Here is a 22,328-nt window from a genome sequence, read left to right as displayed (position 1 = left end):
AAGCACTCCTTCCCCATCCCATCACGAAAGACCGGGCCCGCCCCGAGAAGCGGGGCGGGCCCGGCGCGGCGCGGTGCCTGCGGTCTCACAGGGCCCGGTGCGCGGCGATCACCTCGGCGTAGCGGCGGCCGCTGGTCTTGACCGTGCGGCGCTGGCTCGCGTAGTCGACGCGGACGAGGCCGAAGCGCTTGTCGTAGCCGTAGGCCCACTCGAAGTTGTCCAGCAGGGACCAGGCGTAGTACCCGGCCACGGGCGCGCCGCGGCGGGCGGCGCGGGCGCAGGCCGCCAGATGCCCGGTCAGGTACGCGGCCCGCTCGGGGTCGTGGACACTGCCGTCGGCGGCGACGGTGTCGTGGTACGAGGAGCCGTTCTCGGTGACGTGGATGCGGCGGGCCCCGTAATCCTCGGTCAGCCGCATGAGCAGGGTCTCGAGGCCGTTCGCGTCGACTTCCCAGTCCATTGCGGTGCGCGGGACGCCGGGCCGGCCGGTCTGGCGGGCGTACGGGGCGGGCCCGGCCGGGTCGGCGGTGACGGTCTGCGGGAAGTAGTAGTTCAGGCCGGTCCAGTCGAGCGGGGCGGCGATGGTGGCCGCGTCGCCGGGCCGTTCGGGGAGGTCCACGGCGTAGACCTCGCGCATGTCGGCGGGGAAGCCGCGGCCGTGGACGGGGTCGAGCCACCAGCGGTTGACGTGGCCGTCCATGCGCAGGGCCGCCGCCCGGTCGGCTTCGCCGTCGGTGGCGGGCTCGACGGTGGAGAGGTTGTTGACGATGCCGATCTGCGCGCCGGGGGCGGCGGCCCGGACGGCCTGGGTGGCGAGCCCGTGGCCGAGCAGCAGGTGGTAGGAAGCGCGGACGGCGGCGGTGAGATCGCGCCGGCCGGGGGCCATCCTGCCTTCCAGGTGGCCGATCCACGCCGAGCACAGGGGCTCGTTGAGCGTGGCCCACTGGGTGACGCGGTCTCCGAGGCGGGCGGCGACGAGGCCTGCGTACGCGGCGAAGTGCTCGGCGGTCGCCCGCTCGGGCCAGCCCCCGCGGTCCTGGAGGGCCTGGGGCAGGTCCCAGTGGTAGAGGGTGACGGAGGGGGTGATCCCGGCCGCGAGCAGTCCGTCGACGAGCCGGTCGTAGAACGCGAGGCCCTTGGGGTTGGCGGGGCCGTCGCCGCCGGGGACCACGCGCGGCCAGGCGACGGACATCCGGTAGGCGTTGGTGCCGAGCTCCCGCATCAGGGCGATGTCCTCGCGCCAGCGGTGGTAGTGGTCGCAGGCGGTGTCGCCGGTGTGGCCGCCGTCGACGGCGCCGGGGGTGTGGGAGAAGGTGTCCCAGATGGAGGGGGCGCGGCCGTCCTCGTCCACCGCACCCTCGATCTGGTAGGCAGAAGTCGCGGTGCCCCAGGCGAAGTCACGCGGCAGGGCGGCCAGGTCGACGGATGCCGGGTCGCGAGCAGGGTCGGAACCGGTTTCGGAATACGTTTCGGAAAGGGTCACTTGACGGCTCCTGCCGAAGGATTCATTTGACGGCTCCCGCCGTGAGGCCGGCCACCAAGTACCGCTGCAGCAGCAGGAATCCGGCGACGACGGGGATGCTGACGACGAGCGAGGCGGCCATGATCTGGTTCCAGTAGACGTCGTTCTGCGTGGAGTAGCCCTGCAGGCCGACGGCGAGGGTGCGGGTGGTGTCGTTCGTCATGACGGAGGCGAAGAGCACCTCGCCCCAGGCGGTCATGAAGGCGTACACGGCGACGGCGACGATGCCGGGGACGGCGGCCGGGACCACGACCCGCAGGAGCGCGCCGAGGGGGCCGCAGCCGTCGACGGTGGCCGCCTCGTCGAGGTCGCGGGGCACCGAGTCGAAGTAGCCGATGAGCATCCAGATGGAGAAGGGGAGGGAGAAGGTCAGGTAGGTGAGGATCAGCGCGCCGCGGGAGCCGTAGAGGGCGATTCCGGTGGCGTTGCCGATGTTCACGAAGATCAGGAACAGCGGGAGGAGGAAGAGGATCCCGGGGAACATCTGGGTGGAGAGCACGGTGACGGTGAACAGCCGCTTGCCGCGGAAGCGGTGGCGGCTGACCGCGTAGGCCGCGAAGGCGGCGATGACGACGGAGGCGGCGGTGGCCGCGCCCGCCACGATCAGGGAGTTCACGAAGTACCGGGCGAGCGGGACGGTGTGCCAGATGTCGATGTAGGGGCGGACGGTGAGCCCGCTGGGGATCCAGCGGAAGCGGCCCGCGACGTCCTGGAGCGGTTTGAGCGAGCTGGTGACCATCACGTAGACGGGCAGCAGGACGAAGCCGGTGAGGAGGGTGAGGAAGACGGCGCGGACCGCCCGGAAGGAGGCGGGCGGGGCCAGGGGCGACGATCGGCGGCGGTCAGGCACGCTCGTTCCTCCGTCCGCGTGTCGTGGCGAGCAGGTAGCCGGCGGTGACGAGCAGCAGGAAGAGCAGCAGCAGGACGGACATCGCCGATCCGGTGCCGAAGTTCCAGGTGACGAAGCTGGATTGGTAGATGTGGAGGGAGATCAGGTCGGCGGCCTCGGGGGCGGATCTGCCGAACAGTACGAACGGTGTGTTGAAGTCGTTGAAGGTCCACAGGAACAGCACCAGGATCAGTGCCTGGTTGACCGCGCCGACCGAGGGCAGGGTGATCTGGCGGATCTGCTGCCAGACGCCGGCGCCGTCCAGCGCGGCGGCCTCGTACAGCTCCGCGGGGACGTTCTGCAGGGCGGCCATCACGATGAGGAAGGCGAAGGGCCAGCCCTTCCAGACGGAGACGGTCAGCAGGGCCCAGAAGCTGTTGTCGCCCAGCAGCCAGAAGGTGTGCTCGCCGCCGCCGAGGCCGAGCTGGTCGTGGAGGACGTGGTTCACCAGGCCGTTGTCCCGCTGGAACATGAACGCCCAGGTGATGACGGCCGCGTACACGGGCAGGGCGTACGGGACCAGGAACAGGGCGCGCAGGATGCCGCGGCCGCGGAAGCCCTCCTGCATCAACACGGCCGCCGCGGTGCCCAGAAGCCAGCACAGGCCTACGGAGAGCAGGGTGAACAGGCAGGTGGTGAGGAAGGAGCGCAGGAGGGCCTCGCCGACGGGCCGGTTGACGTCGACGGCGAGTTCGTAGTTGGCCAGTCCCGTCCAGGGGGCGCGGGACCAGTCGCGGATGAAGAACTGGGTCAGCTGCCGGAAGCTCATCAGGATGCCCATCACCATGGGGACGAGGTGGATGAGCAGTTCCAGGAGCAGGGCGGGCAGGAGCAGGAGGTAGGGCAGGGCGCTGCGGCGCAGGCGGGCGGTCTTGGGGCTCATCGGGCCGGACTCAGCTCGCCATCTGCTGCTGCGCCTTGGTCAGTTTGGCCTTGACCGACTCGGTGGTGACCGGGCGGCCCGCCGCGGCGTCGGCGAAGAGCTCCTTGACGGCGGTGCCGACGGCGGTCTCGAACTGGGACTCCTGGGGGACCTGCGGGAGCGGGGCGGCGCTGGTGCCCAGGGTGGTGCGGAGCACGCTGAGGTCGTCGGTGGCGAAAGCGGGGTCGTTCTGGGCCGCCTTGACGGGCGGGACGGAACCGTAGGTCTTGTTGAGGATCTTCTGTTCCTCGTCGCTGGTCATGAACTTCACGAACTTGAGGGAGCCGTCGATGTTGTCGGTGTTCTTGAAGACGGCCAGGTTGATGCCGGCGACCATGGAGTTGGTGTTGCGGCCGGCGCCGGGCACGCCGCCGGCGGGCACCGGGACCGGGGCCACGCCCCAGTCGCCCTCCTTCATGCCGTGGCTCTTGAAGGAGGAGGCGGCGCTCTGCCACAGGACCATGGCGGTCTTGCCGTTGGCGAAGTCCTGGAGGGACTGGTTCTGGGCGTACTCGGCGTTGCCCGGCGCGATGATCTTGTCGTTGGCCATCAGGTCGACGTACTGCATGACGGCGTCCACGGCGGCCGGGGAGTCGAAGGCGGGCTTGCCGGCCGCGTCGAAGAAGTCCGCGCCGTGCTGCTTGGCGAGGACGAAGACCTGGTGGATGTTGTTGGCGAGGTTGCCCCCTTCGGCGCCGAGCGCCCACTTGCCGTCCTTGGACAGGCTCCGGCCGATCGTGACCATCTCGTCCCAGGTGGCCGGGGGCTTCGCTATGCCCGCCTCCTGGAACATCTTCCTGTTGTAGTAGAGCGCGTACGACATCGAGTAGAGCGGGACGGCGGCCGGGTCCTGGCCGGCGGCGCCCGCCGAGCCGATGGCCGACTCCACGAACCGGTCCCTGCCGCCGATGGCATCGAAGTTCTTGCCGTCCCACGGGAGCAGGGCCCCGGTGGCCTGGAGGGAGGCGGACCAGGTGTTGCCGATGTTGAGGACGTCGGGGCCCTGGCCGGAGGCGGTGGCGGCGAGGATCCGGTTGAGCAAGTCGGACCAGGGGACGACCTCGAGCTTGACCTTGATGCCGGTCTGCTCCTCGAACTTCTTCAGCTCCGGGCCGAGGGCCGCCTGGTCCGCCGCGAGGTCGGGGCCCTGGTTGGAGGCCCAGTACGTGAGCTCCTCGGGGGCGGTGTTGGTCCCGCCGCCGTTGTCCGCGGTGCCGCCGCCGCAGGCGGTGGCCGCGGCGGCGAGCAGGCAGGCGGTCACGGCGGCAGCGGCGGCTCGGGTTCTGCGCATGGCGGATCGGCCCCTTTCGGCAGGGTCGGGGGAAGGCCGGCGGGTGGTCCCGGCTCGGGCGCTTCGAGGGCGCCCAACGCATCAAGGCCTTAATTTAGGACGTGAGTTAAGCCTCGCGAAAGGGTCGCGTCAAGGGGTCCCGCACGGGTATGTTGCGAGCGACGACAGGGCGAACGGCAGGACGGAAGGAGCCAGATGACCACAGGGCGTGGCGGCCGTACGGTGCGGGACCTGCGGCGCGGCAACCGCAGCGCCGTGCTCCAGCGGCTGTACTTCGGCGGGCCGATGAGCCGGCAGGAACTCGGGCCCGCCACCGGGCTGAGTTCCGGTTCCGTCAGCAACGTGGTCGGCGAACTCGTCGCGGACGGACTCCTGGAGGAGGCCGGCATCGTCGACTCGGACGGCGGCCGGCCCCGCACCCTGCTGCGCGTGGCCCCCGGCAGTGCCCACATGATCGGGGTCGACGTCGGCGAAACCCGGGTCCGTGTCGAGCTGTTCGACCTCGCCCTCACCGAACTGGCCCGCACCGAACTGCCGTTGCTGCCCCGTGGCTGCTACGACGTCGGCCCGATCGTGGACCACGTCCGGACCGGAATCGCCGCCGTGCTCGCCGAGGCCGGGATCGGGACCGAGCGGCTGCTGGGCGTGGGCGTCGGCGTCCCCGGCATCGTGGACCGCGAGGCGCCGGGCGGAGCGGTCGTGCACGGGCAGACCATCGGCTGGGACGCGGTACCGCTGGAGGCGCTGCTGCGCGCCACCGGGGCCCTGCCCGACGAGGTTCCGTACATCATCGACAACGGTGCGCGCACGCTCGGCCAGGCCGAGATGTGGTTCGGGGCGGGGCGCGGGGCCCGGGATGCCGTCGTCGTCCTGTTCGGCTCGGGCGTCGGCGCCAGCCTGATCACGGACGGCTCGCCGGACGGGGGCACGACGGAGGGCACCCCGCTGGAGTGGGGGCATCTCACGGTGTCGGTGCGGGGGCGGCGCTGCCGGTGCGGGGCGCTGGGCTGCCTCGAGGCGTACACGGGGGCGGAGTCCCTGCTGGCGCGCTGGGCGGAGCGGGGCGGGGGCACCGGCGACGCGCCGGACTCTCCGGACTCGCCGGACTCACTGGACGAGGAGGAGGCCCTGTCGGCCCTGCTGGCGGCGGCGGTCGCGGCGGATCCGGTGGCCGTGGAGGTTCTGGAGGAGACCGCGGAGTACCTGGGCGCGGGCCTGTCGGACGTCATCAACCTGTTCCGGCCGGAGCGCATCCTGATCGGCGGCTGGGCGGGCCTGCTGCTGGGCCCGCACATCCTGCCCGCCGTACGGGAGCACGCCGCCCGGTACTCCCTGCGCCATCCCGCCGAGCGGGTCACCATCGACCTGGGCTCCCTGGGCCCGGACGCGGTCACGGTCGGGGCGGCGACGCTCCCGCTGTCGGCCTTCTTCGCCACGGGCGGCCGCCGCACGCCCCCGCAGCCGCAGGCCGAACCCCCGGCCTGGCGCACGGCCCTGGAGGTCCGCGGCGGACCGGCGGGCCGGACCCGGCCGTGACCTGCCGGGGACCGGCTAGTCCGGGTGCCCGGCGAGGGTGTCCAGGAATGCCGTGGTGGGCGGGTCGGGGTGCGGGCGCATGTAGGCATCCGGCGCACGGGCGGATCGGGGCGCAGCACCCGGCTCGCGAAGCCGGGCGGCACGATACTCTCGGGGGCCAGGGCCGGGCCGAGCCCGGTGGCGGCCAACAGCGGTGCGGCGGCGGCCTGTTCGGTCCGTACGGCGGCACGCGGCCGGAAGCCGGCCGCCGTGCAGGCCTGGTCCACCACCTCGGCCAGGCCGTTGCCGGGGGCGTAGTGCACCCATGAGCGGTCGGCCAGGCCCACGAGGCGCACCCGGTCCGGGGCCGGATGGTCGGCGGGGACGGCCAGCACGAGCTCCTCCTGCCCCAACTCCCCTACGGGACGGTCCCACCCGCGGGGTTCCGGGCCGACGGCACGGCGGGCGGTGGTACGGGCCCGTTCGGCTTCGGCGAGCGCGGCGCGGGCGTGCGGGAGCATCGCGCGGCCCATCGGCGTCAGCCGGACCGCACGCGGGAGCCGTTCGAGCAGCGGGCCGCCCGCGCCCCGCTCCAGCGTCGGAGCAGAAGGGCCCCTACGGCTGTACGCGCATACCGTGCTTCCACAGCGCACAGCCCGGTGCCTGCTGGCCGCCGATCACGTGGTCCTTCTTGTCGTCCTCGCGCGTCAGGGTGAGGCCGCTCTCATCGTCGGCGTAGTTCTGCACCACCACCCCGCTGAGCAGATCATTCAGCTCCGCGGGAGTCAGCCCCTTCGGCCAGCACGTGCGTGCGTTCACCATCGCCCCGGAGAAGGAGGTGTGTGGGCCGGCGACGATCGCGTGGGTGAAGTTCGCACTGTGCAGGAAAGCCTTGCGCAGATCGGCGTCGATCAGGCTCGCGTCCTGGAGGTTGGCGCCGATGAGATTCGCTTCCCGCATGTCGGCGCCCGTGAAGTCCGCGCCGGTCAGGTCGGTGTCCCGGAACTTGGCGCCACGCAAGTCCGCCTTGGTGAAGTCCGCGTCGTGTAGCGACTTCCCACTGAAGTTGATTCCCTTGATGTCGCGGCCGGCGACAGTGAAGCCCGGAATGTTCGCCGCGCTCTCGACGCTCGCCCGCCACGTTGCGTACTCCTCGGAGACCCGCATCGACTCGGCCATGAAGATGGCGGACAGGCCCACGGCGATCCCGCACACCAGACCGCCGCCTATGCCGGAGAGCACTTCGATCCTCGGCTCGGACTCCGGTTCCTTGACGGCCATCCGCCAGGCGCGAACGGCGAGGAGACAGCCGAGGACGAGCAGTACCAGGACCAGGGCCCATTGCAATGGGCCTACATGAGGCATGGGGAGCCTCCCCACATTGCGTAACAGTGCGCAGACAAAGGCGACCTACGACGCACGCCCCTCTCTTCCTCTGTACGCCCGACCTGTCGTGATCGCAAATGCGCGCATGCATCGGGCAGGGCCGCCGCATGGTGTCCTGCCCGCCCGCCTGGGGCGTGGGTGCTCCGGAGCTTGCGGGCCGGCAGGAGAGGCGGCGGGGTCACTCGTACTCCGTGCCTCCCTTGCGGGTGAGGTAGGCCGGGCTGACGGCCTTGGCGATGGCGCGGCCGCCGACCACCGGGCTGTGGCGTTCGGTCACCGGGCGGATCACGACGCCCTCGCGCAGGTGCACGGCCCGGCCGGACACCGTCTCGCGGCCGCCGGCCAGCTCCAGGACCGCGTCGAGCTCGTACGGGCCCTCGAACAGCCGGGGTACGAGCGGGAGCTCGCCGTCCGGGAGCAGCTCGTGCGGGTCCAGCCAGCGCACCTGCCCGTCGATCTCGGCGGACACGTCGAAGACGGCGTACCCCGGCCCCGTGGCGGCGGTCCGCGCGTCGGTTCCGTACCCGAGGTCCTGGACGCCCGCGCCGTACACCTCGCCGAAGACGCCGATCCGGGTGGCTCCCAGCCGGGCGGCCAGCTTGGCCGCGACCTGCGGGACGCCGTGGCCGCGTACGGCCCGCCAGTAGAGGTTGCGGTCCTCCTCCTTGAGCGCCAGCCCCTTGGACCCGAAGCCCTTGGAGGAGACGAGCACGCGCTCGCCGTCCGCGACGTACGTCAGCAGGCAGGCCGTCCCGTGCAGTTTCTCGGTGAGGACGACCGGCTCGCCGGGTTCGAAGAGGTGCGGGTAGCGCTGGAGGTTCTCGATGTCCACCCAGGGCAGCAGGTCGGGCGCGGCCTCCACCTCGCCGTTCATGGTCGTCGGCACGGGCGGCGCCCATTTGGTGATCCCGAGCAGCTCGGCGAAGTCGGTACCCTCCTCGGCCGCCTGGGCCAGGTCCACGTCGGCCAGGGCGCGCGGCCGGCACACCAGCCCTTGCGACAGCTCGCCGCGCAGCCGGACGGCCTTGACCCGGTCGGCGGAGCCGCCGGCGAGGCGGCCCGTCAGGCCCAGCTCCGCGATCAGCTCGGCGGGCAGCACGGCCTGTTCGGGTATGTAGACGGCGAACTCACCCGAGCGGTAGGCGCCCTTGGCGACGACGGCACGGTAGAGGCCCACTTGGGCCAGCTCCAGCGCGTCGGCGTTCGGATGCTCGTGGACGGTCAGCTCTTCGGCTGTGACTCGCAGGGTCGACATGTGCGCAACTCCTCGGATGTGACGACGGCGCCCACTCTGCGGCCCGGCATTTTTGCTGGTCCAGCCGATATCACGGTGTTAGCCTGACCCGCCCGCCGCCCCGGCGGCCCGTTCCGCCGCCCAGGAGGCCCCGTGCCTCGTCGTCCGGTCACCGTCGTCACCGGAGGCGGCAGGGGCATCGGCGCCGCGACCTGTGTACCGCTGGCCGCGGACGGCCATGACGTGGTGCTGGGCTACCTCCGGGACGACGTGGCCGCCGAGAACGTCGCGGAGCGCGTACGGGCGGCCGGTGCGCGCTGCCTGACCGTACGGGGCGACACCTCCCGGGAGTGCGGGGTGGAGCGGCTCTTCGACATCGCCGGGGGCGAGTTCGGTGCGGTGACGGGACTGGTGAACAACGCCGGGGTGACCGGCCCGCTCGGCCGGCTCGCCGACGCCGCGACCGAGGATCTGCGCCGTGTGGTCGAGGTCAACCTGCTCGGGTACCTGCTGTGCTGCCGCCGCGCCGCCCGGGACATGGCGGATGCGGGCGGCGGGGCCACCGTGAACGTGTCCTCGGCGGCCGCCACGCTCGGCAGTCCCGGCGACTAGGCCGTCTCTTTCGGATCTCGCCGGTTGAGCCCGGGGTGTCTGGTGCCGTGCATCGCAAGGCGGAGGGGCGCCCGAGTACTGGACGTACTCGGGCGCTGCGACAACGCGGCGAGGCGCGATGTCAGGCGCCCCGGGCGAGGCGTGATCCGAAAGAGACGGCCTACGTCCACTACGCGGCGACCAAGGCCGCCACCGATGCCCTGACCGTGGGGCTGTCCAAGGAGCTCGGCCCGGACCGCATCCGGGTCAACGCGGTGGCGCCCGGCATCATCGAGACCGACATGCACGCCGCGATGGGCGACCCCGATCGGCCGGCCCGCGCGGCTGCCGGGATCCCGCTCGGGCGGGCCGGACAGCCCGAGGAGGTCGCCGGGGCCATCGCATGGCTGCTGTCCCCGGACGCCTCGTACACGACGGGCGCCGTCCTGCGCGTCTCCGGCGGCCGCTGAGCTCGGTCTTCGCCTTCGGGCTCGACCGGGGCCGGGGTGTGGGAAGGACGGCGCTGTGGGCGCAGGCCGTCTCTCCACGATCACCGAGGAGGGCGAGGGCCGATGAGCCGGCCCCGGCGGGTCAGCCCCCGAAGGCTGCCTGCGTGGCCGGGCCGTAGACGCCCGGCTGGTCGCCCTTGATGTCCCGGTCGCGCTGGAGCTGGGAGACCCCGCGTTTGGTCTGGCTGTCGTAGACGCCGGTGACGTCGACGTACGTGAACCCCTGGCCGCGGAGCCGCTCCTGCAGGGCGCTCACCTCGGGCCCGCGGTCGCCCATCCGCAGCGTCCCGGAAGGCCCCGCCGGCTGCTGTCCGGCCGAGGCGCTCGCCGGGGGCGTCCGCTTCGGCGTCCGGCTCGCGGACGGGCCGGCCGACGCCGGGGGCGCGGAGGCCCGTACGGATCCCGCGGGCGAGGGCTCGTCGCCTGCGCCCCCGCTGCCCGCCGGGAGCGCCGGAACGGACAACTCCGGCGGCACCACGGCCCGCTCGGGCCGCGGATCGGGGCCGCTCAGCAGGAACACCAGCCCGCCGGCCGCGCCGAGGGCGAGCAGGAGGACCACCAGCGGGAGCGGGCTGCCGCGGTCCCGCCGGCCGGCGCGGGCACCGGCAGCGCCGGCGGCCTCGGCGGACCGCCCGGGCTCGTCCTCACGCCGGGCGTCGGGCGCACGGAAGGAGACGGGGACGGGTCCGGTGTGCGGCCACGCGGGCGTCGTCGCCCGGTACGGCCGCTCCGAGGGGGCGACGTACGGGCGTATGAGCCGGCGGTCCTCGGGGACGCTTCCGCTCTCATCGGGATGGTGGGACACGGTTGTCTCCCGGCAGGGGTGGGGACCGGCGCGGCGGTGCGGTGTCGGCCCCCACCCGGCCGATCAGGCCCTGCGCCGCCGCGCGACGACCAGGACCATGCCCGTAGGGGGTGTCTTGGGGTCAAGCGAAGAGCGGACCGATATGAACATATGGGATATCTCCGAAGTGCAGCTCATGCGGTGGTTCTTGAGTGCTTGATCGGCGCACTCTTTCCCCCCGGGACGGCCCGGGTCAAGCCAGGTGTCCGAACTGCCCCATCCGTCCGGCCTACCCGTCGGTCGCGGTAGCCGTCGGCATCCGGACCGTGACGGTGAGGCTGACCGTGACCGCGGCCACGAGCATCAGCGCGGCCCCGGTGAGCGGGGCCGCCGGGGCGCCGATCCCGTCGACCGCGAACCCGCCCGCCAGGGCGCCCGCCGCGATGGCCAGGTTGAACATGGCCACCATGAGCGAGGTGGCGGCCTCGGCCGCGCCCGGCGCCGCCTTGATCATCCAGCTCTGCAGGCTCACGGAGACACCCCCGTACGCGAGCCCCCAGGCGAGCAGCAGCGCGGTCCCGGCGGCCGCTCCCGGCAGGGTGGCGATCAGGCCGAGGACCACGGTCAGCGCGGTACTGATCACCAGGAGCGCACGGTACGCATCGCGCGCCCCGGCCAGGAAGTTGCCCGCGACGCCGGCCACCCCGTACCCCAGGAGCAGGGTGCTCACGTACGCGGCGTCGATGCCGGAGACGTCCTGCAGGACGGGCCGTACGAAGGTGTAGGCGGCGAACTGCCCGGTCACCACCAGGAAGGTGACGATCACCCCGGCCCGCACCCCGCGGTTCCCGCGCAGCAGCGCGGGCAGTTCACGGAAGGTGACGTCCCGGGTCGGCGGCAGCGGGGGCAGCAGCAGGAGCAGCGCGGCCAGCGCGAGGAGGCCGAGGACGCCGACCGCGCCGAAGGCGGACCGCCAGCCGCCGAGTTCGCCGAGCAGCGTTCCGGCGGGGACGCCGAGCACGGAGGCGGTGGGGACGCCGCCGAAGACGAGCGCGGTGGCCCGCCCGACGTGGCGCTGCGGTACGAGCCGTACGGCGAGCCCGCCCGCCAGGGCCCAGAAGCCGCCCACGCCGACCCCGACGAGCAGGCGCGCGGCCAGCAGCACGGCGAAGCCCGGGGCGACGGCGGCGGCCAGGTTGGCGGCCGCCATCAGGGCGATCAGCACGCACAGCACGAGCCGCCGGTCGAGCCGGCCGGAGCCGACGGTGACGAGCGGGGCGCAGAGTCCGGCGACGAGCCCGGGCACGGTCACCATCAGCCCGGCGGTGCCGTCGGACACCCCGAGGGCGTCCCCGACGGGGGTGAGCAGGCCGACGGGCAGCAGTTCGGAGGTGATCAGGCAGAAGATCGCGAGCGCGACGGCGAGGACGGCCGCCCAGCCCTTCCAGGGCGCGGGGTGGACGGTGGGCGGGAGGGGGTCAGGAGTCGGTGCGGGGTGGCCGGGCGCGTCGGCTGCGGTCATGGATCGGTACTCCGTACGGTCCGTCGGGATGTGAGGGCAGGGCAGCACGGCGCACCGGGGGTCGCGCCTCCCCGGCCATCGCACTGTCGTTCCCGTCCTTCGGCAGACTACGGAAATTCCCGGTCCGGGCAATCGTTTCCGCAGCCGGGGCCGGCCCGGGACCGGCGCCGGGCGCCCCTGGTGGCGCCGGGCCGACTCCCCGATCGCACCCGCAGCGGGCTCCGCGGGCGGCTTGCGGGCCCTGTCACCCGGACGCGTGAGCGCGGGGACCGGCCGGCCGTGCGGTACGGCATGGTGGTCGGATGCAGTTACGCCGGGCCCTGCCCCTGTCCCTCGTCGCACTTCTCGCGAGCAGCGGCTGCGTCTCCGTCGGCGCGGACACGGATCCGGCCCCGGCGCCCGGCACCTCGGCGCCGCTGGAGGCGCGGGATCCGGCCGGTGCGTCGCCCCCGACGGCCGGTCCCGACCTGCCGCCGCCCGTCCCGGAGTCCCGGCCCCTGCCGCTGGGGCGGCTCCCGCAGCCGGACGGGGAACCGGATGCGGAACGTCCGCCGGCCGCGGCCGCGGCCGCCGCCCGGCCGCCCGCCGCGCGCAACGCGAAGCCGCCGGCCGCGCCGCGCCGGGCGCACCCGCCCCAGCCCGCGCCGCCGCGCGGCCCGCGGCAGCCGGCCCCGCTGCCCCGGCCGGACGAGCTGTGCGCGGCCGCCGAGGGCACCGTACCGCCGTCCATCGTGGACCTGTGCATCCGGCAGTATGGCCGCTGACCAGCAGATATCGCTCAGGACTTGACCCTCCCCCCGTGTCAGGGCCTGCACTGGAAGGCGTCATGTACACCATCGGAGACTTCGCCAAACACGGCCGGGTATCGATCCGTATGCTGCGTCACTACGACGCCATCGGACTGCTGCGCCCCGCACGTGTCGACCCCGCCAGCGGCTACCGCTACTACGAGGCCGGACAGCTCGCCCGCCTCAACCGTGTCATCGCGCTCAAGGAGCTCGGCTTCAGCCTGGACCAGGTGGGGTCGATCCTCGACGAGCGGGTGGGCGCGGAGGAGTTGCGCGGCATGCTGCGGCTGCGCCGGGCGGAACTGGAGTCGGCCATGGCCGCCGCGGCGGCCCGGCTGACCCAGGTCGAGGCGAGGCTCCGGACCATCGAGAGCGAGGGATCCATGTCCACCGTCGACATCGTCGTCAAAAGCCTCCCGCCCGTCCGGCTCGTCGAACTGACCGGGGTCGCGGGGAGCTACCAGCCGCAGGACATCGGGCCGGTCATCGGCCCGCTGTACGACGAGCTCTGCCGCCTGATCGAGGCCGCCGGGGTGGTCCCGACCGGCCCTGGGACCGCGTACTACGAGGACGCGCCGGGGGCCGAGGCCGGAGCCGTCCTCGTTCACGCCGGGCTGCCGGTGGGGGCCTCGGTACGCGCCGAGGACCTCGGGGGTGCGGTCCGGGTGGTCGATCTGCCGGGGGTCGAGCGGGCCGCGACCGTGGTGCACCGCGGCTCGATGGACCGCGTCCTGCCCACCGCCCAGGCCCTCGCCCGGTGGATCGACGCCAACGGCCACCGCTCTGCGGGTTACGCGCGTGAGCTGACCCTCGCCTGCCCGGAGGACCGGGACCAGTGGGTCACGGAACTCCAGGAGCCGCTCGCGCCCACGGCCTGGCTATAAAACTGCCGGAGGCCCTGCGGGGGTCACGGAGCCGGGTTCGCGGCGTCCCAGCGTCGGCGGGACGCCGCGATGGCTTCGCGGTGCTCGGCCGACCAGTCGGCGAGCGACTTGAGCAGGAAGGTGAGGCTGTGGCCCATCGGGGTCAACTCGTACTCGACGCGGGGCGGGACCTCGGGGTGGACGCCCGGCTCCTCACCGAGGCCGCCGGGACCCCCGTCCCCTTCGAGCCGGGGACCCTGGCCGGGGCCCGCGAAGCGATCACCGCCTCATGGGCGCCACCGGGAGCGATCTCGCCGGCCTGCTGGGCAGGCCCCCGCGTTCCGCCCTCGATGTCATCACCGCCGCGGTGCACGCGCGGCCGTGATGCCGAGGAGGGCGGCGGGGCGGCAGGCGCGGACGGAGGCGCAGCGCCGGGCCGTGCCCGCGCGGGCGGTGCGCAGCCGGTGCATCGTGGCGTGGCCGCGCCGGCGCCACTCGGCGCGGGGCAGGCCCGCCCGCTGACCGCCGCCGGTGATGAGGGCGTTGACGGGGGTGTGCGGGTCGGCGGCCATGCCCTTGGCGACCAGGACGCCGACGACGAGCGGGACCAGGGCCACGGCCAGGGCCGAGCCGGCGGTGGTCACGTGCTGCATGCGGCGCGGGCGGGGCGCGGTGCGGGCGGCGGCGGCGGCGAAGGTCATGCCCCTATTCGACCAGCGGCGCGGCCTCGGGGAATCGGGGCGGATACTCAGGTCGTTGGGCGTGAGGTACTCAGACCGAGGGAGGGTGGTGGGTGGTGACGGCATCCGGGCAGCGCTTCGAGCCCGCGACCGGCGACGGACCGGAACGGCCCGCCACGGCAGCGCGGGCGGCCGAGGTCCGCACGGCGTACGAGGGCCTGCTGCAGATCCGCCGCCTGGTGAACGGTCCGGCGGGGACGGCGGTTCCCGCCCCGTGGGAGCTGCGGCAGATGCCGCGCGCGGTGGCCCTCGTACTGGAGGCGGCGGGCCTCACGCCGTCGGCGGTGGACGCGGAGGGCCGGCGTACGCGGACGGGGTACCGGGTGGCGCCCGGCCCCTCCGAGTCCGGGGACGGACGGGTCGAGGTGACCTGGGCCGGCCCGCCGGGCGGCGGCGCGGCCGAGGCGGAGCAGGAGCGCCTTGTGGCCTGTGCGGCCGCTCTGGAGCCCCTGGGCTGGGGGTGCCTGCTCTACCGGGGCCCGCGCCGGCGCCGCTTCCTCGAGGTGGAACCCCCGCGCTGAGCGGCCCGTCCCGTCCGCCGCACGCGAAAATCGGTGTCCGGAAGCCCGGCAGGGCAGGCAGACTCGCCCGATGGGCATGCTCGACGCGTTGGCGGACCGCATCGGCCGGGGCGAGACCGTGGAGTTCCGGCCGGCCGGCGACTCGATGGTGCCGCTGATCCACAGCCGCCGGCGGGTCCGGGTCGCCCCGGTCGACCCGGCGCTCGTCGAGCCCGGTGACATCGTCCTGGCGCGGGTCGCCGGCACGGTGTACCTGCACCTGGTCTCGGCCGTGGACGCCCCGCGCCGGCGCGTGCAGATCAGCAACAACCGGGGCCGTGTCAACGGCTGGACCGGCCACGACCGCGTCTTCGGGATCTGCCTCGCCGTGGAGGGCGTACCCCGCCCCGGCGCGGCGGCCAAGGTCCGGCGGCCTGCGGCCCGTACGGTCCACGCGGCTGAGCTCACGACGCGTCGGCTCGACCTCGTCCCCCTGCGCGTCGAGCACGCCGGGGAGATGGCCCTCGTACTGGGCGATCCCGTACTGCACGCGTTCATCGGCGGTGCCCCGCTCTCGGCCGATGCGCTGCGGGCGCGCTACGCGCGGCTGGCGTCCGGGTCTCCCGACCCCGCGGTCGTGTGGTGCAACTGGGTGCTGCGGCTCCGCGGGGACGGGCGGCTGGTGGGGACCGCGCAGGCCACCGTCACGCCCGCGCGGGACACGGCCGAGCTGGCCTGGGTGATCGCAACCCCCTGGCAGGGCCGGGGGTTCGCCACCGAGGCGGCCCGGGCCGTCACCGCCTGGCTGGCGGAACTGCCCGTCGGGCGGCTGATCGCGCACATCCACCCGTACCACCATGCCTCGGCGGCGGTCGCCACGGCCTGCGGCTTCGCCCCGACCGCACACCGCGAGGACGGCGAGATCCGCTGGGAGCACCGCCCGCCGGCACCGCCCAACGGCTAGGAGGCTACGGCCTGTTGTGAAAGTGGGTCTTGCAACCGCCACGAAGCGACCGTGCTGGTCGCAGTCCTTGACGAGTGGCCACGGCGGCGGCGCCTCGCCGTCGGCGCCTGGGTGTGGTGTTCAGGCCGGGGGCCTTTGGCGTATTGCCCGTTGGCGGGTTGTGCCACGTCGAAGCCCCCGCCTCTCGGCTGGGGCTTCGCGCTGGCTTCGGCCACCTTTACGGAACAGCAGCCAGGGTCCCCGAACATGACCGGTCAGCTGGCAATCAGTCGTGCGGCGATTCGCCGGCAGCCGACCGACGACCCCCGATGGAGGCGACCAATGCGTCTGCCACGATCGCTGCATCTGCCGCTGCAACATCTGCTGGGTATTCCGGCAGCAGATCGTCCCAGACGGGCATCCATGATCCGTACAGCTGCGTCTGTCCCTCGGGCCGGGCGAAGAACCAGATGTGCAGGTGCGCGCCTCCATCTCCGATGCGGTAGACGTGAGCTCGCGAAATGTGCGGCAGGGCCTGCACGTGGCGGACAATGTGGGTGGACAGGACCCCCAGCTCGGCTGCCAGCTCATCAGGCAGGTCAGCCATGTCATAGTGCTCAAGCGGATGCAGCATGAGCACCAGCGGCACACCAACTCCCGTGATCCGGGTGAGCCGCCAACTGTCGTTGAACCAGATCCCATCGCCTCGGTCACGGCACGCCCCGCAGTTCGACGGGTCCTCGCCATGTCGCGGAGGCTCGGGCAGAACCGGAGGGCGCAGCGGCGCAACGCGCAATCCGTCCGGCTCGAACGGGCTGATATCCCACCCTGTCATGCGCGCGAGTGGGAGCCGATGCTCCCCATCCGCAGCGGCAAGCGCGTGGTCGTAGAACTCGTCAGGTCTCAAGGCCATGATCCGTAGATTAGTTCGGCATCGACCCCCGATGCGGGCTGGGGTGACGTGACTTGGCCCTTGGTAGGGCCGGGTCCGTCCTGCCCGCCGGGAAGGGTGGGAGCGCACCGCCGTCCTCGCCCGGTGAAGCCTCAGCCACAGAAGGTGCGCCCAGCGAAGCAGGTTGACTCTCTCCCGTCGCCAGGTTGCGCCTTCGGGTCGTGCCGCGGAAGTCCGGCGTCGTCCGCTCCCCTGTCCTGCGGCGGGATCGTGCCCTCCGGCTCGGGCTCCGGGTCGGGTTCGTGAGCCGGTGGCGGAACCGGCGCCGCGGCCACAGCCTCCGGTGCGCTCGGCGCGGGCGGCAGGAGGGTGGTACGGCCGGCCACGGACATGACGAGCGCGAAGAAGAACAGCGGAATCGCGAGCGCGCCGAACAGGGCGCTGCGCCACAGCACCAGCGCCAAGACCGGGTGGACGATGAGCAGCGCGATGGCGAACGCCATCCCGAGGACCGGCCGGCAGCCGCGCGACACCAGCAGGAGGGGACGGCGCAGGTGAGGCGGGACCCGCCGGGTCTGCCACAGCAGCCAGCCTCCCCAGCTGCCGACGAGCACGGCCGCGCACACCAGGTGGGTGACGAGGGCGTCGGTGCCGGTGGCGCCCGCACGCAGGTGGGCGGAGCCGGACGACACCGCGATGATTCCGGCGAGGGCCACCCAGCGGGAGCCCATGGCCGTCCCCCAGGCCATGGTCTCCAGGTTGTAGCGGGCCTTGTGGTCGTTCAGGTCGAGGGCGGCGGACTGGACGAAGCCCTCGGCAGCCCGGGTCCACGAGCCGGGACGGAGCCGGCGGCGGCGCAGATGGAGCAGCGCGAGGTTGTTGTGGGCCTGGCTGCTGTTCGGGTCGAGGCGCAGCGCCGTCTCGTAGGACTGCTGGGCGACGCGGTGGTTGCCGGTGCGGTGGGCGGTCAGGCCGACGAGGAAGTGCGTGTTGCTCTCCTCGGGGGCGAGGGCGGCGGCCGTGCGGGCGGAGTCGTATGCGGCGGCCCGCTTGCGTTTCCTGCGGCCGGCGCGGCCGAGGACGATACCGAGGGTGTAGTGGCTTCCCCAGTGCTACGGGGCGAGTTCGACGGCGCGCCGGGCGGAGCCCTCGGCCTGCTCGTAGCGCCCCAGGTCGAAGAGGGCGTCGCCCTGTTGCAGGGCCCGGCTCATCAGACCTTGTCCCGGTCGTGGCTGATGCTGAGCAGGTTCGGTACGAGTGCCAGCCAGAACAGGATCTGGGGGACGGTGCGCTCGCTCCACGGAAGGGCCACGAGCAGCAGCGCGCACAGGGTGGCCCAGGTGGCCTGGCCGAGCGCGACCCTGGGCCAGAATGAGCGGCGCACGAGCGCGAACACGGTGAGCTGTGCCCCGGTCCGCAGCCGCCGGTAGCGGCGCCAGGCGCCGAAGCCCCACACCGCGGCCATCAGGGTGAGCGTCCACAGCCGGGTGCCGAGGTGGACGGGCAGCTCCTTCGCCTCGCCCCCGGTGGGGAAGACGTCGACGGTGACGGCGGCCATGACCAGACAGAGCAGGGCGAGCCATCGGGTGCCCCGCAGCATCCGGTAGACAGCCCTGTCGAGGTCGGCGCGGAGCGACTCGGAGTCGGGGGCGACGGCGAGTGCGCCGGCGTAGAGGTCGGCGGCCCGCGCGGCGGACGTGCCGGGCTCGCGGGCCTCGCGATCGGTGACCACGGTGACGGCGAGCTGGTCGGTCGGGTCGATGCGCAGGAGCTGCCGCACGGACTCCTGCACCAGGTCGGAGCGGCTGTTGAACGCGGCGACCTTGTACATGGTGTGCCACGTGTCGACGACGTCGGGGCCGAGCCGAACGGCCTCCTGGGCCTCCTGGAGCGCCTCCTCCTTCGTCCCCACGAAGATCAGCATCTCGGCGCGCTGGGCCCGCGGGCCCCAGCTTTGCGGCGCGAGGCGGATGGCCTCGCGCTGCGACTGCTCGGCCTCGGGCAGCCGGCTCATCCTGCGCAGGGCGAATCCGCGCATGAAGTGTCCGTCGGCGAGCTCGGGTTCGAGCTTCAGCGCCTGGTCGGCGGCGTCGAGCCCCTCCTCGTTGCGGCCGAGAGCGGTGAGACAGCGGGCGCGCGCGGTCCACGCCTCGTGGTCGTCGGGTGCCTCGGCGAGACGCCGGTCGAGGAGGGCGAGCGCCTCCTCGCGCCGCTTCATGCCGTAGAGCTCGAGGGCCTGTTCGACCCGTGGGTGCAGGGTTGTTCCACTCACAGCTTGCGCTTCTTCTTCAGGTAGGCGACCAGGTCGTCGTACACACCGCCGTCGTTGGCGAACATGGCGACGTTGCGGGCGGAGGCGAACCAGGATTCGCTGGACGGCTTGATCTGCTTGGCCGCGTTCAGGAGGTCCTTGGTGCCGATCATGCGGACGGCGCCGGAACGGGTGGAGTCCAGGAGCGCGTACTCGGCCGCGCTCTCGCAGACATGGGCGAGATCGGCGCCCGAGAAGTCCTCGGTGACCTTGACGATCTTGCCGAGATCGACGGACTCGATGGGACGCTCGCGCAGGTGGTAGCGGAGGATCGCCTCCCGGGCCGGGGCGTCGGGCGGCAGCACGAGCAGGGTGCGGTCCAGGCGGCCGGGGCGGCGCAGGGCGAGGTCCACGTCCCAGGGGACGTTGGTCGCGGCGAGCACGAAGACGCCTTCGTTCTGTGCGGCGTTGATGCCGTCGAGCTCGGTGAGGAGCTGGTTGACGACATTGCGCAGACCGCCGTGCTGCGTACGCGAGCGCTTGGCGCCGAGCGCGTCCAGCTCGTCGAGGAAGACCACGCAGGGCGCCTGGCGGCGGGCGGCCTCGAAGATGTCGTGGACGTTCTTCTCCGAGGTACCGACGTACATGTCGAGGATGTCGGAGAGCGAGACCGACATGAACCCGGCACCGAGTTCGCCGGCGACGGCCCGCGCGATGAACGTCTTGCCGCAGCCGGGCGGGCCGTAGAGGAGCAGGCCGCCGCGGAGCGACTTGCCGTACAGCTTGCGGAGTTCGGGGTTGCGCATCGGGGCGAGGAAGGCGGCATCGAGCCGGTCCTTGACCTGCTGCATGCCGCCGACGTCGGCGAGGCGTACGTCGCCGGGGGCGTCGATGTCCCAGGCGGACGCGTCGGCCGGGTCGCCGCTGCCGTCCGCGGTCAGGGGAGCCTCGGTGGCGTCGCCCGCGTCGGTGGGGTCGGCGGCGAAGCGGGGGCCGACGACGCCGGCGACTTCCTGCTCGGCGGCGGCCCAGTCGAAGGCGGGGGGTTGGGTGCCGTCCGTGGCGGGTGAGGGGGCGGCGGCCGCGGCGGCCTGAGGCGGGGTCGTGGTGGACGCGGGCGGAGCCGGCGTTGCGGTGGGCGCGGGCGGGGTCGGCGTTGCGGTGGGCGCGGGCGGGGTCGGGGGCGTGCCGACCGTGGGCAGTTGCATGGCGCGGACCATCAGGTCCCGTACGGCTTCGTCGCCCGGCGCGTGCTGCAGCGCGACCGCGGCTTGCGCGACGGCCTCGTTGTGCCTCCCCTCCGCGAGGAGCAGTTCGGTGAAGTGCAGCCGCAGGGGCACGTCTTCGGGAGCGGCGGCGACAGCGGCCCGCAGGCTGCGGACAAGAGGTGACTCGTCGGACATGGGGTCAGCCTAGAAAGCGGCCCGCGGCTCTCGTGCACCGGGTGCGGTCAAGATCGACGGGCGCGGGGAGCGCGTCGGTCCGCCGGCGCCCGGCCGGCCACCACCAGTACGCGGAATACCTCGGTGCCCCGCGGCGTGCGGGGTACGGGGCACGGGGTACGGGCGACCGTGGTCAGCGCCATGGTCAGTCCGACGGATCTCCGGGGCACCGGCGGTGTCAGCCGTACCGTTCGGCCAGCGCGGCGACCGTGTCCGCGAGGGCCTGCCGGAGCTCGGGCGGGCCGAGGACCTCGGCCTCGGTGCCCAGTCGGAGCAGGTCCCCGACGGCTACGGCCTGGGATTCGACGTCGAGGTCGACGCGGATCCAGCCGTCCGGGTCCGCGGGGTCGGCCGGCCCGGCGCCGGCCAGCGCCCGTACGCCTGCGGCGCCGAACTGCATCGGCAGCAGCCGGCGGCCGCGCGGGGACAACAGCAGCCGGGCGGTCCCCTGTCGGGTCGCCTCCTCCATCCGGCGGGCGGACTCCGCCCAGTACGCGGCGAGTTCGAAGCCGGCCGGACGCTCGAAACCCTCCTCCGCGGTGTCCACGGCGAGGAACCGCGAGACCCGGTAGCTGCGCGCGCGCCCGTCGGCGGCCCGCGCCACCAGGTACCAGATGCCGCCCTTGAGGACGAGGCCGAGGGGGTGCAGCGGGCGCCCGGCCCGCTCCTCGCCGCTCCAGCGGCGGTAGTGGGTGAGCAGTACGCGCTGGTCCCAGACGGCCTGCGCGATCTGCGCGAGGTGCGGGACGGGGTCGGCGTCGCGGAACCAGGCCGGGGCGTCCAGGTGGAAGCGGTCCTGGAGCCGGCGGGCCCGGTCGGCGAGTGCGGCGGGCAGCGCGGCCTGGAGCTTGAGCTGGGCGGCGGCCAGATCTGCGCCGAGGCCCAGCTCCTGCGCGGGGCCGGGCGCACCGGCGAGGAAGAGCGAGCCGGCCTGGGCGTCGGTGAGGCCGGTGAGCCGGGTGCGGTAGCCGTCCATGAGCCGGTAGCCGCCGGCGGGCCCTCGGTCGGCCTGGACCGGGACGCCGGAGGCACCGAGGGCTTCGATGTCCCGGTGGACGGTGCGGACCGACACCTCGAGCTCGGCGGCCAGTTCGGGTGCGGTCATCCGGCCGCGGTTCTGCAGCAGGAGGAGCAGGGAGAGGAGCCGGTCGGCGCGCATGGGGCCATTGTGTCCGGGATACCTGACAGAGGATGTCAGGTATCCCGGACAGGCTGTACTCGCGCCGGAGGGACCGAGCCCGCCCGGCCGTGAACCAGGAGGTCCGCCATGTCCGCCCGTACCACCATCGGTGCCACCGCCCGTGCCACCACTCCTACTGCCGCTCGTACCACCGGCAGTTTCACCTTCGCCGACTGGCAGGAGCAGCCGATCGGTCCGGCCGAATCCACCCCGCGCCTCGCCCGCTCCACGGTCGTCAACTCCTTCGCGGGCGGGATCGAGGCCGGGGCGACCAACGCCGGCTACACGTTCACGTACACCGGGGAGGGCTCCGGCTCCTACACCGGCATGGAGCTCCTGTCGGGCACCGTCGACGGCCGCAGGGGCACGTTCGTCATGGAGCAGCGCGGCACGTTCGACGCCGCCGGCACCCGGTGCACCTTCGAGGTGGTCCCGGGCTCCGCGACGGGCGAGCTGGCCGGGCTGGCGGGCTCCGGCTCGTTCACGTACCGCCACGGCGACACGTCCGTCCCGTACGAGTTCACCTACACGGTGGCCTAGGCAGGGCGGGGCAGCGCCCGCACG

20 protein-coding genes and 5 pseudogenes are annotated in these 22,328 nt (G+C 73.3%); 8 read left to right on the top strand and 17 right to left on the bottom strand.

Annotation, left to right across the window (positions count from 1 at the left end; translation table 11 throughout):
- Positions 1-85 precede the first annotated feature (85 nt).
- The 4 genes from OG299_RS34565 to OG299_RS34550 all read right to left on the bottom strand — a co-directional run bounded on the left by OG299_RS34565 (position 86) and on the right by OG299_RS34550 (position 4,624).
- Positions 86-1,417 (bottom strand): GH1 family beta-glucosidase, encoded by a 1,332-nt coding sequence (locus OG299_RS34565; RefSeq protein WP_405706588.1) that lies wholly within the window; start codon positions 1,415-1,417, stop codon positions 86-88.
- A gap of 88 nt (positions 1,418-1,505) precedes the next feature.
- Positions 1,506-2,372 (bottom strand): carbohydrate ABC transporter permease, encoded by an 867-nt coding sequence (locus OG299_RS34560; protein WP_327363617.1) that lies wholly within the window; start codon positions 2,370-2,372, stop codon positions 1,506-1,508.
- A complete protein-coding gene (locus OG299_RS34555) occupies positions 2,365-3,294 on the bottom strand; it encodes a carbohydrate ABC transporter permease (protein ID WP_327363616.1) in 930 nt (309 codons plus the stop codon). Before OG299_RS34555 ends, OG299_RS34560 begins: the two co-directional genes overlap by 8 nt.
- A gap of 10 nt (positions 3,295-3,304) precedes the next feature.
- A complete protein-coding gene (locus OG299_RS34550) occupies positions 3,305-4,624 on the bottom strand; it encodes an ABC transporter substrate-binding protein (RefSeq protein ID WP_327363615.1) in 1,320 nt (439 codons plus the stop codon).
- Between the two features lie 195 nt (positions 4,625-4,819).
- On the opposite strand from OG299_RS34550, the gene OG299_RS34545 reads away from it, so the two are divergent.
- A complete protein-coding gene (locus OG299_RS34545) occupies positions 4,820-6,160 on the top strand; it encodes an ROK family transcriptional regulator (RefSeq protein ID WP_327363614.1) in 1,341 nt (446 codons plus the stop codon).
- Positions 6,161-6,294: 134 nt separating this feature from the next.
- Here OG299_RS34545 and OG299_RS34540 read toward each other — a convergent pair.
- The 3 genes and pseudogenes from OG299_RS34540 to OG299_RS34530 form a co-directional block, all read right to left on the bottom strand.
- Positions 6,295-6,660: pseudogene (locus tag OG299_RS34540) on the bottom strand (LysR substrate-binding domain-containing protein); the annotation flags it as partial.
- Positions 6,661-6,754: 94 nt separating this feature from the next.
- Positions 6,755-7,504: a pentapeptide repeat-containing protein gene (locus OG299_RS34535; RefSeq protein ID WP_327363613.1), complete on the bottom strand. Its 750-nt coding sequence runs from the start codon at positions 7,502-7,504 to the stop codon at positions 6,755-6,757.
- A 199-nt stretch (positions 7,505-7,703) separates the two neighbouring features.
- On the bottom strand, positions 7,704-8,780 hold the full coding sequence (locus OG299_RS34530) for an RNA ligase (ATP) (protein ID WP_327363612.1): 1,077 nt from the start codon (positions 8,778-8,780) through the stop codon (positions 7,704-7,706).
- A gap of 132 nt (positions 8,781-8,912) precedes the next feature.
- Between OG299_RS34530 and OG299_RS34525 the strand changes: the two are divergent.
- Positions 8,913-9,368 (top strand): annotated as a pseudogene (locus tag OG299_RS34525) (SDR family NAD(P)-dependent oxidoreductase); the annotation flags it as partial.
- A gap of 164 nt (positions 9,369-9,532) precedes the next feature.
- Positions 9,533-9,820, top strand: a pseudogene (locus OG299_RS34520) (SDR family oxidoreductase); the annotation flags it as partial.
- A 121-nt stretch (positions 9,821-9,941) separates the two neighbouring features.
- Here the strand turns inward: OG299_RS34520 and OG299_RS34515 are convergent.
- Together OG299_RS34515 and OG299_RS34510 are read right to left on the bottom strand one after the other, a co-directional pair.
- Positions 9,942-10,664: a peptidoglycan-binding domain-containing protein gene (locus OG299_RS34515; RefSeq protein WP_327363611.1), complete on the bottom strand. Its 723-nt coding sequence runs from the start codon at positions 10,662-10,664 to the stop codon at positions 9,942-9,944.
- 268 nt (positions 10,665-10,932) lie between these two features.
- On the bottom strand, positions 10,933-12,165 hold the full coding sequence (locus OG299_RS34510; protein ID WP_327363610.1) for an MFS transporter: 1,233 nt from the start codon (positions 12,163-12,165) through the stop codon (positions 10,933-10,935).
- Positions 12,166-12,467: 302 nt separating this feature from the next.
- Between OG299_RS34510 and OG299_RS34505 the strand changes: the two genes are divergently transcribed.
- On the top strand, positions 12,468-12,929 hold the full coding sequence (locus tag OG299_RS34505; protein ID WP_327363609.1) for a hypothetical protein: 462 nt from the start codon (positions 12,468-12,470) through the stop codon (positions 12,927-12,929).
- Between the two features lie 62 nt (positions 12,930-12,991).
- Complete coding sequence (locus tag OG299_RS34500; RefSeq protein ID WP_327363608.1) at positions 12,992-13,837, top strand: MerR family transcriptional regulator; 846 nt, start codon at positions 12,992-12,994, stop codon at positions 13,835-13,837.
- Between the two features lie 23 nt (positions 13,838-13,860).
- On the opposite strand, the pseudogene OG299_RS34495 reads toward OG299_RS34500, so the two are convergent.
- Positions 13,861-14,007, bottom strand: a pseudogene (locus OG299_RS34495) (winged helix-turn-helix transcriptional regulator); the annotation flags it as partial.
- Positions 14,008-14,172: 165 nt separating this feature from the next.
- Entirely contained in the window at positions 14,173-14,517 is a 345-nt protein-coding gene (locus OG299_RS34490; RefSeq protein ID WP_327363607.1) for a hypothetical protein, read from the bottom strand.
- Positions 14,518-14,609: 92 nt separating this feature from the next.
- Between OG299_RS34490 and OG299_RS34485 the strand changes: the two genes are divergently transcribed.
- Positions 14,610-15,077, top strand: coding sequence for a hypothetical protein (locus OG299_RS34485; RefSeq protein WP_442817554.1), 468 nt, complete (start codon positions 14,610-14,612; stop codon positions 15,075-15,077).
- A 70-nt stretch (positions 15,078-15,147) separates the two neighbouring features.
- Positions 15,148-16,020: a GNAT family N-acetyltransferase gene (locus tag OG299_RS34480; protein ID WP_405704389.1), complete on the top strand. Its 873-nt coding sequence runs from the start codon at positions 15,148-15,150 to the stop codon at positions 16,018-16,020.
- Between the two features lie 265 nt (positions 16,021-16,285).
- On the opposite strand, the gene OG299_RS34475 is transcribed toward OG299_RS34480, so the two are convergent.
- The 6 genes and pseudogenes from OG299_RS34475 to OG299_RS34450 all read right to left on the bottom strand — a co-directional run bounded on the left by OG299_RS34475 (position 16,286) and on the right by OG299_RS34450 (position 21,743).
- The gene (locus tag OG299_RS34475; protein WP_327363606.1) at positions 16,286-16,912 is read right to left on the bottom strand and encodes an HIT family protein; all 627 of its coding nucleotides are present in this window, start codon (positions 16,910-16,912) and stop codon (positions 16,286-16,288) included.
- A 131-nt stretch (positions 16,913-17,043) separates the two neighbouring features.
- On the bottom strand, positions 17,044-17,640 hold the full coding sequence (locus OG299_RS34470) for a hypothetical protein (RefSeq protein WP_327363605.1): 597 nt from the start codon (positions 17,638-17,640) through the stop codon (positions 17,044-17,046).
- A gap of 108 nt (positions 17,641-17,748) precedes the next feature.
- Positions 17,749-17,805, bottom strand: a pseudogene (locus OG299_RS34465) (hypothetical protein); the annotation flags it as partial.
- A gap of 296 nt (positions 17,806-18,101) precedes the next feature.
- Positions 18,102-19,163, bottom strand: a complete 1,062-nt coding sequence (locus tag OG299_RS34460) for a tetratricopeptide repeat protein (RefSeq protein ID WP_266632006.1) — start codon at positions 19,161-19,163, stop codon at positions 18,102-18,104.
- Positions 19,160-20,545 (bottom strand): ATP-binding protein, encoded by a 1,386-nt coding sequence (locus tag OG299_RS34455; protein WP_327363604.1) that lies wholly within the window; start codon positions 20,543-20,545, stop codon positions 19,160-19,162. The genes OG299_RS34460 and OG299_RS34455 overlap by 4 nt, the downstream gene beginning before the upstream one ends.
- 217 nt (positions 20,546-20,762) lie before the next feature.
- On the bottom strand, positions 20,763-21,743 hold the full coding sequence (locus tag OG299_RS34450; RefSeq protein ID WP_327363603.1) for a helix-turn-helix transcriptional regulator: 981 nt from the start codon (positions 21,741-21,743) through the stop codon (positions 20,763-20,765).
- Positions 21,744-21,851: 108 nt separating this feature from the next.
- Between OG299_RS34450 and OG299_RS34445 the strand changes: the two genes are divergently transcribed.
- Positions 21,852-22,304, top strand: coding sequence for a DUF3224 domain-containing protein (locus tag OG299_RS34445; protein ID WP_266632002.1), 453 nt, complete (start codon positions 21,852-21,854; stop codon positions 22,302-22,304).
- Positions 22,305-22,328: the final 24 nt, after the last annotated feature.

This window comes from Streptomyces sp. NBC_01296, assembly GCF_035984415.1.
In the GTDB taxonomy this organism is placed as follows: domain Bacteria; phylum Actinomycetota; class Actinomycetes; order Streptomycetales; family Streptomycetaceae; genus Streptomyces.
The sequence above is the reverse complement of the archived record's forward strand: the minus strand, read 5'-3'. Positions and strand labels throughout refer to the sequence as shown.

What these genes read in the sequence shown, in the direction of transcription:
- OG299_RS34475 (WP_327363606.1), bottom strand. Translation starts at nt 16,912, where the DNA reads ATGGCCTTGAGACCTGACGAGTTCTACGACCACGCGCTTGCCGCTGCG.
- OG299_RS34545 (WP_327363614.1), top strand. Translation starts at nt 4,820, where the DNA reads ATGACCACAGGGCGTGGCGGCCGTACGGTGCGGGACCTGCGGCGCGGC.
- OG299_RS34535 (WP_327363613.1), bottom strand. Translation starts at nt 7,504, where the DNA reads ATGCCTCATGTAGGCCCATTGCAATGGGCCCTGGTCCTGGTACTGCTC.
- OG299_RS34480 (WP_405704389.1), top strand. Translation starts at nt 15,148, where the DNA reads ATGGGCATGCTCGACGCGTTGGCGGACCGCATCGGCCGGGGCGAGACC.
- OG299_RS34530 (WP_327363612.1), bottom strand. Translation starts at nt 8,780, where the DNA reads ATGTCGACCCTGCGAGTCACAGCCGAAGAGCTGACCGTCCACGAGCAT.
- OG299_RS34450 (WP_327363603.1), bottom strand. Translation starts at nt 21,743, where the DNA reads ATGCGCGCCGACCGGCTCCTCTCCCTGCTCCTCCTGCTGCAGAACCGC.
- OG299_RS34470 (WP_327363605.1), bottom strand. Translation starts at nt 17,640, where the DNA reads ATGGCCTGGGGGACGGCCATGGGCTCCCGCTGGGTGGCCCTCGCCGGA.
- OG299_RS34555 (WP_327363616.1), bottom strand. Translation starts at nt 3,294, where the DNA reads ATGAGCCCCAAGACCGCCCGCCTGCGCCGCAGCGCCCTGCCCTACCTC.
- OG299_RS34490 (WP_327363607.1), bottom strand. Translation starts at nt 14,517, where the DNA reads ATGACCTTCGCCGCCGCCGCCGCCCGCACCGCGCCCCGCCCGCGCCGC.
- OG299_RS34550 (WP_327363615.1), bottom strand. Translation starts at nt 4,624, where the DNA reads ATGCGCAGAACCCGAGCCGCCGCTGCCGCCGTGACCGCCTGCCTGCTC.
- OG299_RS34500 (WP_327363608.1), top strand. Translation starts at nt 12,992, where the DNA reads ATGTACACCATCGGAGACTTCGCCAAACACGGCCGGGTATCGATCCGT.
- OG299_RS34455 (WP_327363604.1), bottom strand. Translation starts at nt 20,545, where the DNA reads ATGTCCGACGAGTCACCTCTTGTCCGCAGCCTGCGGGCCGCTGTCGCC.
- OG299_RS34505 (WP_327363609.1), top strand. Translation starts at nt 12,468, where the DNA reads ATGCAGTTACGCCGGGCCCTGCCCCTGTCCCTCGTCGCACTTCTCGCG.
- OG299_RS34445 (WP_266632002.1), top strand. Translation starts at nt 21,852, where the DNA reads ATGTCCGCCCGTACCACCATCGGTGCCACCGCCCGTGCCACCACTCCT.
- OG299_RS34510 (WP_327363610.1), bottom strand. Translation starts at nt 12,165, where the DNA reads ATGACCGCAGCCGACGCGCCCGGCCACCCCGCACCGACTCCTGACCCC.